Here is a 15,173-nt window from a genome sequence, read left to right as displayed (position 1 = left end):
ATCCGGGGGTCACGGGAAGCGCCGGGGTGCGCGAGGTGAACGACGAGGGAACGTCGAACTGCGAGTCAGGCGGTGATCGGTCTGGACCAGCTCGAGCGGGTCAGACGCCGTGCCGACGCTCGCGCAGGGCGTACGCCCGGATCGCGCGGAGGAAGTCGACCCGTCGGAAGTCCGGCCAGTAGGCCTCGCAGAAGTAGAACTCCGACTTGGCGCTCTGCCACAGCAGGAAGCCACCCAACCGCTGCTCGCCCGACGTCCTGATGACCAGGTCGGGGTCCGGCTGGCCCTTCGTGTAGAGGTGGTCGGCGATGTGCTCGACGTCGATGATCTGGGCGAGCTCCTCGAGCGAGGTGCCCTTGCCGGCGTGCTCGATGAGCAGCGACCGTACGGCGTCCGCGATCTCGCGGCGGCCGCCGTACCCCACCGCCACGTTGACGAGCATCCCGCCGACGTCGCTGGTGCGCTCGGCGGCGGCCTTGAGCCGCTCCGCGACCTCGGCGGGCAGCAGGTCGAGGGCGCCGACCGGGTTGATCCGCCAGCGCCGGGTGTCGGCGAGCGAGTCGACGGCGTCGACGATGATCTCGAGCAGCGCCTCGACCTCGGGCTGCTGGCGGTTGAGGTTGTCGGTCGAGAGCAGCCAGAGGGTGACCACCTCGATCCCGACCTCGTCGCACCAGGTGAGCAGCGGCTCGATGTTGGCGGCTCCCGCGCGGTGGCCGTGCGCCGTGTCGCGACCGACCGCCCGCGCCCAGCGTCGGTTGCCGTCGAGCATCACGCCGACGTGCTTGGGGAGGTTGCCCGGCATCCGGCGGAGCATCCGCGCCTCGTACGCGGGGTAGAGCACCCGCCGCACGCCGCGCTTCCAGTCCGCCACGCTCGAATGTTAACCAGTCGGGGCTCGCGGCACGGCGGACTCGGCCGGGGTGCTTCCCTCGGGTTGTCGCTGGCTGCGACGATGTGCCCCCTGGGGGCCCTCGGTCCCGATGACCCCGATGACCCCGATGACCCCCGCTGAACCTGGGCAAGGAAAGAGGTACGACGATGACCGCCGCCGCATGGCACCCGGACCCGACCGGACGACACGAGCTCCGCTACTGGGACGGATCCCAGTGGACCGAGCACGTCTCCGACGGCGGCGTCGTGTCGTCCTCGCCGCTGCAGCCGCCTGCCGAGCCCCAGCAGGAGCAGCAGGTCCAGTACGGCCAGCAGGACCAGTACGGCCAGCAGGACCAGTCCGCCCAGCAGGCGCAGCCTTCGCAGTACGAGCCGGTCACGCAGCTCGGGGTGGGCTCGCCGCAGCCCGCGTCCGACCGGCCGACCGGGGCCGACACCGAGCCGGCGCCCAGCGACCAGTGGATCTCCGCGCCCGCCGAGGAGCCGTCGCCGACCGACGACGCGGCGCTCGACCGGACGATGGTCGCCCACCCGCACGACCCGCTCACCGACCCGATGCCCGCCGACGAGGCGACGCCGGACCCGGTGATGACCGAGGAGTCGATGGGCGAGCAGCAGCCCGCCACTGACGAGCCGGTGTCCGAGCCGGTGTCCGAGCCGATGTCCTCCGAGCCGCCGCTCGCCCCGACGATGATGGTCCCGGCCCAGACCGAGGCCCCGGACGCCCAGGAGGCGCAGCCCGCCGCCGAGCAGCCGGCGGCCGAGCCGCCCGTCTACGATCCCGAGCCCGCCGCCCAGCCCGACTTCGGCCAGGCGCCGCCGGCCTACGACCCGGGCCCCGCCGCCTACCAGGCGCAGCCCGAGCAGCCGGCCGCGCAGCCCGGCTACGGCCAGGCGCCGTCGCCGTACGCCGCCCAGCCGCCGGCCGCCGCGGCCGTCCCCGGCGACGCGTTCCAGGGAATCTCCGGTGACCTGGTCGACGGCCGGTTCGGCGAGGTCGCCGACACCCCCGGCCCGTCCCTGCAGAACGCCAAGCTGCTCAAGGTGCGCGTCGTCGAGCCGTTCATGGCCCGCAACGGCGCGATGGTCGCCTACCAGGGCAACGTCAACTTCAACTTCCAGGGCGGCGGCGCCGCGAAGTTCCTGAAGAAGGCGCTCACCGGCGAGGGCCTGAAGCTGATGCGCGTCGAGGGCCAGGGCGACGTCTTCCTCGCCCACGCTGCCGACAACGTGCACATCCTGCACCTGAACAACAGCGGCCTGTCGATCAACGGCGACAACGTGCTGGCGTTCTCGGCCGCGCTCGACTGGAACATCGAGCGGGTCAAGGGCGGCAGCATCGCGGCCGGCGGACTGTTCAACACCACCCTGCGCGGCACCGGCTGGGTGGCCATCACCACGGACGGCGACCCGGTCGTGCTCAACGCCGCCGAGGCGCCGACCTTCGCCGACACCAACGCGATCGTCGCCTGGTCGATCAACCTGCAGACCAGCATCAAGTCCAGCTTCACCGCCGGCGCGCTGATCGGCCGCGGCTCGGGCGAGGCGTTCCAGGTCGCCTTCAACGGCGCCGGGTTCGTGATCGTCCAGCCGTCCGAGGGCGCGGAGGTCCCCCCGCACACCCACTGATGCGCCGAGTCGGCTCATCTCTGCACCCACGGCGCAGAGATGAGCCGACTGACCGCGAAGGGCATGCAGAGACGGGCCGACTCGGTGCGCCCGGTAACTTGGCGGCATGACCGACCCGATGCACCAGGCGAACGAGACCGTCCGCTCCGGCATCGAGCACGTCGGCGAGCAGGTCCGCGAGGTGATCCGGGACGTCAAGCCCAAGCTGCGGGGCTGGATCCACCTTGTCTCGGCCCCGCTGATCCTCGCCGCGGGGATCGTCCTGATCTGCCTGTCCCCCACCGCGACGACCAAGATCGGCTCGGCGCTCTACGCCGGGAGCGCGATCCTCCTCTTCGGGGTCTCCGCGCTCTACCACCGCGGCACCTGGTCACCGAAGGTGTGGCTGATCCTCAACCGGTTCGACCACTCCAACATCTTCCTGCTGATCGCCGGGTCCTACACCCCATTTGCACTGATCCTCCTCGACGGCCTGCCCCGGGTGGTGCTGCTGTCGGTGGTGTGGACCGGGGCGATCTCCGGAGTCGCCTTCAAGCTCTTCTGGCCGTCCGCGCCGCGCTGGCTCTCGGCGCCGATCTACATCGCGCTGGGCTGGGCGGCGATCTTCTTCATCCCGGCGTTCTTCCACGGCGCGCTCGCGCTCGGCCTCGGCATCGGGATCGCGACCTTCGTGCTCATCTGCGTCGGCGGGGCGCTCTACACCTTCGGGGGCCTGGTCTACGGCCTGCAGTGGCCGGACCCCTCGCCGCGGTACTTCGGGTTCCACGAGGTCTTCCACGTCTTCACGATCCTGGCCTTCGTGTCCCACTACGTCGGGGTCTCGCTGGCGACGTACTCGCTGCGCTGAGGGGGCTCAGCCCCGGTCGATGCGCCGGAGCGCCTCGCGTCGGCTCAGCGGGCTGAGCTCGTGGCTCGCGACGTAGGTCCGCACCCAAGCGGGGTCGACGTACGACGCCTCGCGCAGAGCCCAGCCGATCGCCTTGCGGACGAAGAACTCGGGGTCGGCGCGGTTCGGCTCGATCAGCCGCGAGAGCAGGTCGAGGTCGAGCCGGTCCTTGCGACCCAGCTGGCTGAGGATCGCCAGCCTGCGCATCCAGAGGAACGGGTCGGTGGACCAGCGCACGGCCAGCGCGGCGGTCGCCTCGGGGTGCGCGTCGTGCTGCTCGGCGAGCCGGTGCGCGAGCTCGTCGACGTGGTCCCACCAGGCGCCCGTGCGGGCCATGTGCTCGTAGAGCGGGACCATCGCCGCGTCGGCGCGCAGGGGCGGGAGCGCGAGGAGGGCTGTGGCGGCGTACCGCTCCTCCCGGTGCGTGGCTCCGTCCCACAGCTCGGTGGCCGCGGCGGCCAGCACGGCCCCGTCCGTGACCCCGAGGTCGCGCACGACGCGCCGAGCCAGCCGTCGCACCTCGGGGACACGCACCCCGAGGAACGGCATGGCCGACTTCATGTACGCCTGCTGCCCGGGCGCGAGCGACGGGTCCGCAGCCGCGCGCAGCGCGGCGCGCAAGGCCCCCACCAGGTCCCCGGCCATCCGGTTCACCCGCCGGCGAGGGCGTGCCCGAGGAACGCGACCTGCCCGGGTGCGATCCGACGCCAGTAGCCGATGTCGTGGTCGCCGAGCGCGAGGCCCCCAGCGGGTTCCTCGGCGAAACCGGCGCGGTAGTCCTTGACCGCGTCGTAGAACGGGTCGCCCTCACCGCAGTCGATCCGGACGGCGGTGCGGGCCAGGTCGTCCTGGTCGCCGAACGGAGTCGTCCGCTCGAAGTCCGTCTCGTCGTCGAAGGCCCCGGGCGCGGTGTCGGCGTACTCGTGCCAGAGCGCGGGGCTCATCGCGCCGATGGCGCGGACCTGGGCGGGAGGCGCCGCGCCGATGTAGAGAGCGCCGAAGCCGCCCATCGACCAGCCCAGAAGTCCCAGCCTGCCGAGGTCGAGGTCGTGCCGGCCGAGGAGCAGCGGCAGGAACTCGTCGACCACCATCGCCGCTGCGTCCTCCCCGCTCTCGCGCGGGTGCCAGTAGGTGTCGCCCCCGTCGATGCTCGCCAGCGCGAACGGCGGGGTCCCGTCGGCCACCGCCGCCGCGAGGAACATGTCCAGCGCGAGGTAGTCGTGGTCGAAGGCGGACGCGTGGTCGTCGCCACGGCCGTGCAGCACGATCGCGACGGGAAGCCTGGCGTGCTCGGCCGGCGGTCGCGCGATCGTCCAGCCGACCTCCTGGCCGAGCCGGTGCTCCGACGTGAAGCTGCCGCTCTCGGTCGGGCCCGGCGTCACGTCGGGGACCGTGCCGTCCGCGCCGTCGATCCCCAGGCGGTGGTAGGCCCAGGATCGGCCGGGCAGGACCTCCGTCTGGACACCGATCGCGGCGCCGGCGGCCAGCGCGCCGGCACCGCCGATGCCCACCAGGACCCCTCGTCGAGAGATCACGCCGAGCTCGTCAGAACGAGGCGATCGCCTCGTTGAGCGTCTTGCTCGGGCGCATCACGTCGGAAGCCTTCTCCGGGTCGGGAAGGTAGTAGCCGCCGATGTCGGCCGGCTTGCCCTGTACGGCGATCAGCTCCTCGGCGATCGTCTCCTCGTTCTCGCGCAGCGTCGTGGCGAGCGGCGCGAACGCCGCGGCGAGCTCGGCGTCGTCGGTCTGCTTCGCCAGCTCCTCGGCCCAGTAGAGCGCGAGGTAGAAGTGCGACCCACGGTTGTCGGTGGTCCCGAGCTTGCGGCCCGGCGAGCGGTCCTCGTCGAGGAAGGTGCCGGTGGCGCGGTCCAGCGCATCGGCCAGCACCTTCGCCGCGGCGACGCCGCCCTGCTCGGCGTACTTCTCCAGCGAGGGGACGAGCGCGAAGAACTCGCCGAGGCTGTCCCAGCGCAGGTAGTCCTCCTCGACCAGCTGCTGGACGTGCTTGGGAGCCGAGCCGCCGGCGCCGGTCTCGAACAGGCCGCCGCCCGCGATGAGCGGCACGACCGAGAGCATCTTCGCCGACGTGCCGAGCTCGAGGATCGGGAAGAGGTCGGTGTTGTAGTCGCGGAGCACGTTGCCGGTCACCGAGATGGTGTCCTCGCCCTTGCGCATGCGCTCCAGCGAGTAGGCGCAGGCCAGCGTCGGCGCGAGGATCTGGATATCCAGGCCGTCGGTGTCGTGCTCGGGCAGGTAGGCGTTGACCTTCTTGATGATCTCCGCGTCGTGGGCACGGGTCTCGTCGAGCCAGAAGATCGCCGGGGAGCCACTGGCCCGGGCGCGGGTGACGGCGAGCTTGACCCAGTCGCGGACCGGGACGTCCTTGGTCTGGCAGGCGCGCCAGATGTCCCCGGCCTCGACGTCGTGCTCGATGAGCACGTCGCCGGCGGCGTTGACGATCCGGACCGTGCCGGCGGTCTCGATCTCGAAGGTCTTGTCGTGGGAGCCGTACTCCTCGGCCGCCTGCGCCATCAGGCCCACGTTGGGGACGCTGCCGATCGTGGCGGGGTCGAGCGGGCCGTTCGCCTTCACGTCGTCGATGACGGCCTGGTAGACGCCGGCGTAGGAGGAGTCCGGGATCACGGCGAGGGTGTCGTCCTCGCTTCCGTCGGAGCCCCAGAGGCGGCCGCCGTTGCGGATCAGCGCCGGCATCGACGCGTCGACGATGACGTCGGACGGCACGTGCAGGTTGGTGATGCCCTTGTCGGAGTTCACGTAGGACAGCCGCGGCCCGTCGGCCATCGCGGCCTCGAAGGCGGCCTTGATCTCGGCGCCGTTGTCGAGCGCGTCCAGGCCCGGGAGGATCGACCCGAGGCCGTCGTTCGCGGAGAGGCCGGCCGCCTCGAGGTCGTCGCCGTACTGCGCGAAGACGTCCTTGAAGTAGGCCTTCACGACGTGGCCGAAGATGATCGGGTCGGAGACCTTCATCATCGTGGCCTTGAGGTGCACCGAGAACAGGACGTCGTCGGACTTCGCCTTCGCGAGCGCGTTCGCGAGGAATCCGTGCAGAGCAGCAGCGTCCATCCGGGTCGCGTCGATGATCTCGCCGGCGAGCACGTTGAGCCCGTCCTTGAGGACGATCTCCTCGCCGCCCTCGGTCTCGAGCACGATCCGCAGGAGGTCGTCGGCCTCGATGGTCACGGACTTCTCGTTGGACTTGAAGTCGTGGTCGCCCATGGTGGCGACGGTGGTCTTCGACCCGTCCGCGAACGGCTTGTTCTTGTGCGGGTGCTTCTTCGCGTAGTTCTTCACCGACGCCGGCGCGCGGCGGTCGGAGTTGCCCTCGCGCAGCACCGGGTTGACGGCGGAGCCCTTGACCTTGTCGTAGCGGGCGCGGGCCTCGCGCTCCTCGTCCGTGGTCGGGTTCTCGGGGTAGTCCGGAAGGTCGTACCCCTTCTCCTGCAGCTCCTTGATCGCGGCCTTGAGCTGCGGGATGGAGGCGGAGATGTTGGGCAGCTTGATGATGTTCGCCGCCGGCGTCTTGGCCAGCGCGCCGAGCTCGGCGAGCGCGTCGTCGGCCAGCCCGAACTGCGCGAGGATCCGCGCTGCGACGGAGATGTCGCGGGTCTGGACGCTGACGCCCGCCTTGGCGGCGTAGGCCTCGACGATCGGCAGGAAGGAGTACGTCGCCAGCAGCGGCGCCTCGTCGGTGTGGGTGTAGATGATGCTGGACTCGGTGGCCATGTTCCGGCGTCACTCCTGGGACGAGAGGTTGCTTGACATCAAGATATCTCACCGGTCTCGGCCGGTCGCCACAGCGTTGCACCGTGACCGGCGCGCGGCAAACGCGGCAGCCACCGAGGTGGCTAGAGTGCTGGCTGTCCCGCGCGGCTCCCCCGGAGTGTGGAGGGGGAGAGAGGTTTTCGGGAACCGATCCGAGGAGATACGACTGCCATGACAGAAGTTGCAGCAGACGCGACCCCGGTCGCGCCCCCCACCACCGCCCAGAAGCTCGCGGCCGAGCTCATCGGCACGTTCGTGCTGGTGTTCATCGGCTGCGGCGCCGCCGTCTACACGGGTGTCGACATCGTCGCCACCGGTCTCGCGTTCGGCCTGGCCATCGTGATGATGGCCTACGCGTTCGGCCGGGTCTCCGGCGGACACTTCAACCCCGCCGTCTCCCTCGGCGCCGCGCTCGCCGGCCGGATCCCGTGGCTCGAGGCGGCGCTCTACGCCGCGGCGCAGGTCGTCGGCGGCCTGGTCGGCGCGCTGGCGCTGTGGATCGTGCTCCACGGCTTCGACGGCTACAAGTCCAGCGTGGACGGGATCGGAGCCAACTCCTTCGGCGACACCAACGGCAACGGCTTCGCCTGGTGGGCGGCGTTCCTGCTCGAGCTCGTGCTCACCGCGGTGTTCGTGATGGTGATCCTCGCGGTCACCGACGAGCGCAACGACACGACGGCGTTCGCGCCCCTCGTCATCGGCCTGACGCTCTCGGCGATCCACTTCGTCGCGATCCCGGCGACCGGCACCTCGGTGAACCCGGCCCGCTCGATCGGTCCCGGCATCTTCACCTTCGACGGCGACCACATCCTGCAGCTGTGGCTTTTCATCCTGGCCCCGCTCGTCGGCGCGGTCGTGTCCGGCTTCGTGTACCCGCTGGTGTTCGGCCGTGGCAAGGAGCCGGTCGCAGGCTCCGGCCTGGCCTTCCGCGCCGCCCAGCCCGCGGTCGCCGTACCGGGTCTCGGCGCGCCGAACGCGTTCGAGCAGCAGTGGAACCAGCAGGCGTACGCGCAGCAGGCGCCCGAGCAGCCGATCATCCAGGACGGCTGGCAGTGGGACCCCGCCACCCAGCAGTGGATCCCCGCCCAGCAGCAGCCGGCGGTGCCCCCGCAGCCGAGCGCCCAGGGCTGGGCTCCCCCGGTCCAGGCCGACCCCGGCGACCCGAGCGGCCAGACCCAGGTGCGCCCGCCCCAGTAGGTCAGGAGGAGGGGGGCTCGTCGACCGCGACGAGCCCCCACTCCACCGAGCCGTCCGCGGTCGCCGTGGCGACCAGGCCGGTGCCCTTGGCGAAGGACACCAGCAGGTCGGCCGCCTGAGCGCCGACCACGTCGATGTCGAGGGTCTCGTAGTCCCCCGCGGGCACCGAGGCGGACGCGTCGACGGACCTGACCATCGCGTGCACCTCCCCGTCGGGAAGGTCCGCCATCAGGTAGCCGTCGCCGACCCGCGGCTCGGCCGGCAGGTACAGGCCCGCCGCGTCGAACCACTCGCTGCCGCGGCCGAGCCACCACACGTTGCCGTCCCGGTCCTGGGCCAGGTGGTCGACGACGCGGTCGACCTGACGGTCCTTGTCGTCCAGCGTGGTGCGCGCCAGGTCCGTCGTACGGATCCCGTCGTGCTCGGGACCGTCGGAGACCGAGATCCGCGCCGCCGTGATCCGCCCGGCGCCGGTGACGGTGTACCGCCACGTCGCACCGGGCTCCAGCGCCAGCCACGGGTTGTCGACGTCGGCCACGAAGTCGTCCGGGTCCGGGCTGGGAGTCGGGATCTGCAGCCCATCGACGCCGGTCGGCGGGCTGTCCTTTGCCGCGTCCCCGCACCCCGCGGTCAACGCCAGCACCCCCGCCAGCACCACCAGTCCACTGCGCACTGGCGCATCCTGCACCACGTCCCGGCCCAGGTACGACCCGGCGCGCAGGCGCTGCTAGCGTCACCAGCACCCTGGCTTCCAGCCTCACCGCGACAGACGCACCCAACGAAGGAGTCCTCGTGAGCGACACGCCCCTCAAGGTCGCCGTCACCGGCGCCGCCGGCCAGATCGGCTACAGCCTGCTCTTCCGCATCGCCAGCGGTGCGATCGCCGGTGACCGCCCCGTCGAGCTGCGGCTGCTCGAGATCGAGCCCGCCCTCAAGGCGCTCGAGGGCGTCGTGATGGAGCTCGACGACTGCGCGTTCCCGAACCTCGCGGGCGTGGAGATCGGCGCCGACCCGACGAAGATCTTCGAGGGCGTCAACCTGGCCCTGCTCGTCGGCGCCCGGCCGCGCGGCCCAGGCATGGAGCGCGGCGACCTGCTCGAGGCCAACGGCGCGATCTTCACGGCCCAGGGCAAGGCGCTCAACGAGGTGGCCGCGGACGACGTACGCATCGGTGTCACCGGAAACCCGGCCAACACCAACGCGCTGATCGCGATGAGCAACGCGCCGGACATCCCCCAGGAGCGGTTCTCCGCCCTCACCCGCCTGGACCACAACCGCGCGATCTCCCAGCTCGCCGCCAAGACCGGCGCGCCGGTGACCGAGATCAAGAAGATGACGATCTGGGGCAACCACTCGGCGACGCAGTACCCCGACCTGTTCCACGCCGAGGTCTCCGGCAAGAACGCCGCCGAGGCCGTGGGCGACCAGGAGTGGCTGGAGAGCTACTTCATCCCGACCGTCGCCAAGCGCGGCGCGGCGATCATCGACGCCCGCGGCGCCTCCTCCGCCGCCTCGGCCGCCTCCGCGACCTGCGACGCCGCCCGCGACTGGCTCTACGGCACCCCCGAGGGCGACTGGGTCTCGATGGCGGTCGTCTCCGACGGCTCCTACGACGTCCCCGAGGGCCTGGTCTCCTCGTTCCCGGTGACCACGTCGAACGGCGACTGGACCATCGTCCAGGGCCTCGACATCGACGACTTCTCCCGCGGCCGGATCGACGCCTCCGTCGCCGAGCTCGCCGACGAGAAGCAGGCCGTCACCGACCTCGGCCTCATCTGATCCTCGCCGAGTCGGCTCAAGCTTGAGCCGACTCACCGCCGAGTCGGCTCAAGCTTGAGCCGACTCGGCGTGTTTTTGCCCGAGTTCCTGCCGGCTCGGCGCTAGACGGGCTGGTTGGGGATGCTCGCGGCGAGGAGGAACAGTACGACCGCGACGACGCCCACCACGGCGACGTCGAGGAACCGGTTGCGCACCGCGAGCATGCCGGCGTCGCGCTGGGGCAGCACGAGCCGGAAGAGCGCCGCGGCGGCGAGGGCGCCGGCGAGGATGCGGACGCCCGTGCGCCAGTCGTCGAGCCAGACCACGCCGAGACCGGTCGCCATCGCGGCGAGGACCCCGAGGTAGAGCGCCCCGCCGATGGTCGACGGGTGCCGTCGGGGCTCGTCCGCCGGGGGCTGAGCGGCCTCCACGGGCTGCTCCTCCGGCTGCTCCTCGGCCGCCTCGCCGGTGTGGTCGTCGATGAGGGTCACGACCTCAGTGTGCTTCGCCCGCGGCCTTCTCGGCCATCGACACGACGTTGGCCAGCAGCATCGCCCGGGTCATCGGGCCGACCCCGCCGGGGTTCGGCGAGACCCAGCCTGCGGTCTCCCACACGTCCGGCGCGACGTCGCCCGCCAGCTTGCCGTCGACGCGGGACACCCCGACGTCGAGCACGGCGGCGCCGGGCTTGACCATGTCGCCCGTGACGATGCCGGGCACCCCGGCCGCCGCGACGACGATGTCGGCCTGCCGGACGTGGGCGGCCAGGTCACGCGTCCCGGTGTGGCACAGCGTCACGGTCGCGTTCTCCGAGCGCCGGGTCAGCAGCAGCCCGAGCGGGCGGCCGACGGTGATGCCCCGGCCGACGACCGCGACGTTCGCTCCCGCGATGCCCACCCCGTGGCGGCGCAGCAGCTCGACGATGCCGTACGGCGTGCAGGGCAGCGGCGCCTCGTGCCCGAGGACCAGCCAGCCCAGGTTCGTCGGGTGCAGCCCGTCCGCGTCCTTGGCGGGGTCGATCATCCCGAGCACCCGCAGCTCGTCGCGGCCCTTCGGCAGCGGGAGCTGGACGATGTAGCCGGTGCACGCCGGGTCGGCGTTGAGGGCTGCGACCGCCTGCTCGATCTCCTCCTGCGACGCGGTCTCCGGAAGATCGACCCGGATCGAGGCGATCCCGACCTCGGCGCAGTCCTTGTGCTTGCCGTTGACGTACCACCGCGAGCCCGGGTCGTCGCCCACGAGAACCGTGCCGAGGCCGGGCGTCACGCCCTGCTCCCTCAGCTTGGCCACCCGCTCGCGCAGCTCGTCCTTGATGGCGGCCGCGGTCGCCGTGCCGTCCAGCTTCTGTGCGGTCATCGTTCCCCTCAGTGCGCGAAGTGCCGGGTGCCGGTGAAGTACATCGTGACGCCCGCAGCCTTGCACGCCTCGATCGTCTCCTCGTCGCGGACCGAGCCGCCCGGCTGGACGATCGCCTTCACGCCGGCGTCGATCAGGACCTGGGCGCCGTCGGAGAACGGGAAGAACGCGTCGGAGGCGGCGACGGAGCCGCGGGCGCGCTCCTCGCCCTCGGCCAGGCTGTTGGCCCGCTCGACGGCGAGCTTGCAGGAGTCGACCCGGTTCACCTGGCCCATCCCGATGCCGACCGAGGCGCCGTCGGCGGCGAGCAGGATGGCGTTGGACTTGGCCGCGCGTACGGCGCGCCAGGCGAACGCCAGGTCGGCGAGCGTCCGCTCGTCCGCGGCCTCGCCGGTCGCGAGCGTCCAGCTCGCCGGGTCGTCGCCCTCCGCCTGGAACCGGTCGCGGTGCTGCATGAGGATGCCGCCGGAGATCGGCCGGAACTCGACCGGGTCGGGGTGCTCGTCGGGCGGGCAGAGCAGCACCCGGATGTTCTTCTTGCCCTGCAGGATCTCAACGGCGCCGTCGTCGTACGCCGGCGCGACGATCACCTCGGTGAACACCTCGGACACCTGCTGCGCCATCTCGACCGACACCGGCCGGTTCGCCGCGATCACACCCCCGAACGCGGAGACCGGGTCGCAGGCGTGGGCGCGGCGGTGGGCCTCGGCGATGTCGGTGCCGACGGCGACGCCGCAGGGGTTGGCGTGCTTGATGATCGCGACGGCCGGGCCGTCGAAGTCGTACGCCGCCCGGCGGGCCGCGTCGGTGTCGACGTAGTTGTTGTAGGACATCTCCTTGCCGTGCAGCTGCTCGGCGGCTGCGAGGCCGCCGCGCCAGTGGCGGTAGAGCGCGGCGGGCTGATGCGGGTTCTCGCCGTACCGCAGCACGGCGGCCTTGTCCCACGTGGCGCCGATCCAGGCCGGGAACCCGGTGCCTGCGGAGGTGTCGGTCAGCACGTTGCCCATCCACGAGGCGACCTGGACGTCGTAGGTCGCCGTGTGCACGAAGGCCTTCGCGGCGAGCTGCTCCCGCTCGGCCAGGGTGAAGCCACCTGCCTTCGCGGCCTCCAGGGCACGCGGGTAGTCGGCCCCGTCGGTGACGATCGCGACCGAGGCGTGGTTCTTCGCCGCGGCGCGGACCATCGACGGGCCGCCGATGTCGATCTTCTCGATGCAGTCCTGGACGCCCGCGCCGGAGGCGACCGTCGCGAGGAACGGGTAGAGGTTCACGACGACGAGGTCGAACGGCGCGACCTCGAGCTCCTCGAGCTGCTGCACGTGCTCGGGCAGCCGACGGTCGGCCAGGATGCCGGCGTGCACGCGCGGGTGCAGGGTCTTGACCCGCCCGTCGAGGCACTCCGGGAAACCGGTGAGGTCCTCGACCCGCGTCACCGGCAGGCCGAGCGACTCGATGAGGGCGGCCGAGCCGCCGGTCGACACCAGCTCGACGCCGGCCTCGTGCAGCCCGCGGACCAGGTCGTCGAGACCGGTCTTGTCGAAGACGGAGACGAGTGCGCGCTTGATCGGGATGCGATCCCCGGCGCCATGGATCTGGTCGGTCACAGGAGGGTTCTCCTCATCGTGTCGGTCACTGTTGATGAGGGCACCCAGGCGGTCGATGCCGAACTCTGTCCCATTCAGGGCACTCCCCGGTGGTCCCCCACCCGCGCCAGTCGTGTGGGGCCGACTCTACCGAGGAGTCAGCCGCCGAGGCGAACCCGGCGGCCGTCGACGGTCATGCCGTCGCGGGCGATCCGGCCGACGCTGTCGACGAGCATGACGCGCTCGGCGACCTTGATCCGCTCGTGCAGGGTCTCCACGGTGTCGTCGTCCTCCACCGGCACCACGGTCTGAGCGACGATCGCGCCGGTGTCGACGCCGGCGTCCACGACGAACAGGGTGGCGCCGGTGACCTTCACGCCGTACTCCAGCGCGTCCGCGGGCCCCCGGACGCCCGGGAACGACGGCGACAGGGCCGGGTGGGTGTTCAGCGTCCGTCCGCCGAACCGATCGAGGAACGCCTCGCCGAGCAGCTTCATGAACCCGGCCGAGACGACCAGGTCGGGCTCGAAGGCGCCGACCTTGTCGGCCAGCGCCCGGTCCCAGTGCTCCCGGGAGGTGTAGTCCTCGAGCCGGACGACGAACGTCGGTACGCCGGCACGCTCGGCGCGCGCCAGGCCCTCGATGCCGTCGCGGTCCGCTCCCACCGCGACCACGCGGGCGCCGTACGTCGGCTCGGCGCAGGCGTCCAGCAGCGCCTGGAGGTTGGTGCCGCTCCCCGAGACGAGGACGACGAGGCGCGCGGGCGAGTCGGACACGGCGCCGGAGTCTAGGGCAGTCAGCCGCGCCGGAACCGTGCGGGCACGATCCGCGCGAGCAGGTCACCGCGCTGCTGCCAGCCGACCATGGCGAGCGCGCCCAGGAGGCCACCGACGCCGAACCCGGTCACCGAGTGCAGCAGCACGTCGAACGCGGACGGGCCGATGTCCCGCATCCGCCCCGGCCCGACCGCGCCGCCGGCGAACAGGGTCATCGCGCCGAGCGCGACGCCCGCGACGAGGCCTCCGCCGCAGCCGCGCAGCGCCGCCTGGTCCCATCGCACCGGGCCGGACCGCTGGGCGAGCGCGGCGACGGCGCCGGCGACGAGCACCGGCGAACCCACGACGAGGATCGCCCAGCCCGGGGTCGGGCCGGCGTCCGGCAGCGCCGCGAGCAGCGGGAACATCGGCAGCGGGCCGAGCACGACCTGCGCAGGGGAGACGACGGTGCCCGACCCGACCGCGAAGCCCGGCCCGAGCAGGTAGGAGCCGGTGAACAGCAGCGCGTTCGGGAGCACGAGCAGGGTGAGGAGCGTCATCAGCGCGGTGTCGCCCGCGTCGGCGTGCAGCTGCTCGACGACGTTCGCTGCGGTCGAGAAGTCGAGCGCGAAGGCCACCAGCAGCACCAGGGTCGACAGCGCGAACCAGACGAGGAGGATCCGGCGTGCCGTCGTCGCTCCGGCGCGGATCGAGCTGGACAGCGTCGGGACCCAGATCGCGGCCCGGCCGCTCCCCCGCGCGATCGCGGGGAGACCCGCGCCACCGGCCACGAGGACCGAGAAGAACACGACCCGCGCGGTGCCTGGCTGCGTCGAGGGGGTGGCCGCCATCGCGCCCACGACCACCGCGACCACGACGTAGCCGACGGTGAACAGGAGCGCGGTCAGCGGGACGGTCCAGTCCCGCTCGCCGTCGGCGATCCGGTCCGCGTCCGGGCCGTGCCCGGAGACGGCCTCGCCCACCCGGTGGCCGACCCGCCACGCGGACCAGGCACACAGCAGCGTGAGCCCCAGCGGTACGGCGGTCAGCCGGACGCCCTCGGCGGTGACGCCGGAGCCGTGCGCGGCCAGCCAGAACAACGAGCCGACACGCAGCGACCCGCCCGGGCTGCCCTCGCCACCGCCGTCGGTCAGGAACCAGCCGACCACGGCGACCGCCAGCGCGAAGAGCAGCGGGCCGCCGGCGGCCAGCGCACCCCCGAGGGTGGCCGTGGGCACCAGCGGGCGGCGGGTGCTGAGGTCGCGACGGACGTCCGCGTCGGTCCGCTCGCGGCTCCCCCGGCGCGTGCTCGGAGACAGCAGCGACGTCATG

Annotated in this window: 14 protein-coding genes and 1 riboswitch; of the genes, 4 read left to right on the top strand and 10 right to left on the bottom strand. The window is 72.1% G+C overall.

Annotated features, from left to right (window positions below; genetic code table 11):
* Positions 1-100: 100 nt before the first annotated feature.
* Positions 101-874, bottom strand: a complete 774-nt coding sequence (locus ABD709_RS09815) for an isoprenyl transferase (RefSeq protein WP_344774796.1) — start codon at positions 872-874, stop codon at positions 101-103.
* Positions 875-1,041: 167 nt separating this feature from the next.
* Here ABD709_RS09815 and ABD709_RS09810 point away from each other — a divergent pair, with 167 nt between their 5' ends.
* A complete protein-coding gene (locus tag ABD709_RS09810) occupies positions 1,042-2,523 on the top strand; it encodes an AIM24 family protein (protein ID WP_344774794.1) in 1,482 nt (493 codons plus the stop codon).
* A 106-nt stretch (positions 2,524-2,629) separates the two neighbouring features.
* Positions 2,630-3,370: a PAQR family membrane homeostasis protein TrhA gene (gene trhA, locus ABD709_RS09805; protein WP_344774792.1), complete on the top strand. Its 741-nt coding sequence runs from the start codon at positions 2,630-2,632 to the stop codon at positions 3,368-3,370.
* A 6-nt stretch (positions 3,371-3,376) separates the two neighbouring features.
* Here trhA and ABD709_RS09800 read toward each other — a convergent pair whose 3' ends face one another.
* Genes ABD709_RS09800 through ABD709_RS09790 form a run of 3 tightly spaced genes read right to left on the bottom strand, consistent with a single transcriptional unit; the run spans position 3,377 to position 7,153 of the window.
* A complete protein-coding gene (locus tag ABD709_RS09800; protein WP_344774790.1) occupies positions 3,377-4,054 on the bottom strand; it encodes a DNA alkylation repair protein in 678 nt (225 codons plus the stop codon).
* Between the two features lie 5 nt (positions 4,055-4,059).
* Positions 4,060-4,944: an alpha/beta hydrolase gene (locus tag ABD709_RS09795; protein WP_344774788.1), complete on the bottom strand. Its 885-nt coding sequence runs from the start codon at positions 4,942-4,944 to the stop codon at positions 4,060-4,062.
* A gap of 10 nt (positions 4,945-4,954) precedes the next feature.
* Positions 4,955-7,153 carry an NADP-dependent isocitrate dehydrogenase gene (locus ABD709_RS09790; RefSeq protein ID WP_344774786.1) on the bottom strand — a complete coding sequence of 733 codons (2,199 nt, stop codon included), beginning with the start codon at positions 7,151-7,153 and terminating at the stop codon, positions 4,955-4,957.
* Between the two features lie 210 nt (positions 7,154-7,363).
* On the opposite strand from ABD709_RS09790, the gene ABD709_RS09785 reads away from it, so the two are divergent.
* Complete coding sequence (locus ABD709_RS09785; RefSeq protein WP_344774784.1) at positions 7,364-8,389, top strand: MIP/aquaporin family protein; 1,026 nt, start codon at positions 7,364-7,366, stop codon at positions 8,387-8,389.
* A 1-nt stretch (position 8,390) separates the two neighbouring features.
* Here ABD709_RS09785 and ABD709_RS09780 read toward each other — a convergent pair whose 3' ends face one another.
* A complete protein-coding gene (locus tag ABD709_RS09780) occupies positions 8,391-9,062 on the bottom strand; it encodes a hypothetical protein (protein WP_344774782.1) in 672 nt (223 codons plus the stop codon).
* A gap of 119 nt (positions 9,063-9,181) precedes the next feature.
* Between ABD709_RS09780 and ABD709_RS09775 the strand changes: the two genes are divergently transcribed.
* Positions 9,182-10,168: a malate dehydrogenase gene (locus tag ABD709_RS09775; RefSeq protein ID WP_344774780.1), complete on the top strand. Its 987-nt coding sequence runs from the start codon at positions 9,182-9,184 to the stop codon at positions 10,166-10,168.
* 101 nt (positions 10,169-10,269) lie between these two features.
* Here ABD709_RS09775 and ABD709_RS09770 read toward each other — a convergent pair whose 3' ends face one another.
* The 5 genes from ABD709_RS09770 to ABD709_RS09750 form a co-directional block, all read right to left on the bottom strand.
* The gene (locus ABD709_RS09770) at positions 10,270-10,638 is read right to left on the bottom strand and encodes a DUF3017 domain-containing protein (RefSeq protein WP_344774778.1); all 369 of its coding nucleotides are present in this window, start codon (positions 10,636-10,638) and stop codon (positions 10,270-10,272) included.
* 4 nt (positions 10,639-10,642) lie between these two features.
* Positions 10,643-11,503, bottom strand: a complete 861-nt coding sequence (locus ABD709_RS09765) for a bifunctional methylenetetrahydrofolate dehydrogenase/methenyltetrahydrofolate cyclohydrolase (RefSeq protein ID WP_344774776.1) — start codon at positions 11,501-11,503, stop codon at positions 10,643-10,645.
* Between the two features lie 8 nt (positions 11,504-11,511).
* A complete protein-coding gene (purH, locus tag ABD709_RS09760) occupies positions 11,512-13,107 on the bottom strand; it encodes a bifunctional phosphoribosylaminoimidazolecarboxamide formyltransferase/IMP cyclohydrolase (RefSeq protein ID WP_344774774.1) in 1,596 nt (531 codons plus the stop codon).
* Positions 13,108-13,142: 35 nt separating this feature from the next.
* A riboswitch (ZMP/ZTP riboswitch) is annotated at positions 13,143-13,231 on the bottom strand.
* A 13-nt stretch (positions 13,232-13,244) separates the two neighbouring features.
* Positions 13,245-13,862, bottom strand: a complete 618-nt coding sequence (purN, locus tag ABD709_RS09755) for a phosphoribosylglycinamide formyltransferase (RefSeq protein ID WP_344774772.1) — start codon at positions 13,860-13,862, stop codon at positions 13,245-13,247.
* Between the two features lie 20 nt (positions 13,863-13,882).
* Positions 13,883-15,172, bottom strand: a complete 1,290-nt coding sequence (locus ABD709_RS09750; protein ID WP_344774770.1) for a cell division protein PerM — start codon at positions 15,170-15,172, stop codon at positions 13,883-13,885.
* Position 15,173: the final 1 nt, after the last annotated feature.

Origin of the sequence: Nocardioides panacisoli (genome assembly GCF_039537325.1) — a bacterium.
Lineage (GTDB): Bacteria > Actinomycetota > Actinomycetes > Propionibacteriales > Nocardioidaceae > Nocardioides > Nocardioides panacisoli.
The sequence above is the reverse complement of the archived record's forward strand: the minus strand, read 5'-3'. Positions and strand labels throughout refer to the sequence as shown.

Excerpts from the sequence above, each read along its gene's own strand:
- trhA (WP_344774792.1), top strand. The coding sequence starts at position 2,630 with ATGACCGACCCGATGCACCAGGCGAACGAGACCGTCCGCTCCGGCATC.
- ABD709_RS09790 (WP_344774786.1), bottom strand. The coding sequence starts at position 7,153 with ATGGCCACCGAGTCCAGCATCATCTACACCCACACCGACGAGGCGCCG.
- ABD709_RS09810 (WP_344774794.1), top strand. The coding sequence starts at position 1,042 with ATGACCGCCGCCGCATGGCACCCGGACCCGACCGGACGACACGAGCTC.
- ABD709_RS09800 (WP_344774790.1), bottom strand. The coding sequence starts at position 4,054 with ATGGCCGGGGACCTGGTGGGGGCCTTGCGCGCCGCGCTGCGCGCGGCT.
- ABD709_RS09765 (WP_344774776.1), bottom strand. The coding sequence starts at position 11,503 with ATGACCGCACAGAAGCTGGACGGCACGGCGACCGCGGCCGCCATCAAG.
- ABD709_RS09750 (WP_344774770.1), bottom strand. The coding sequence starts at position 15,172 with ATGACGTCGCTGCTGTCTCCGAGCACGCGCCGGGGGAGCCGCGAGCGG.
- ABD709_RS09785 (WP_344774784.1), top strand. The coding sequence starts at position 7,364 with ATGACAGAAGTTGCAGCAGACGCGACCCCGGTCGCGCCCCCCACCACC.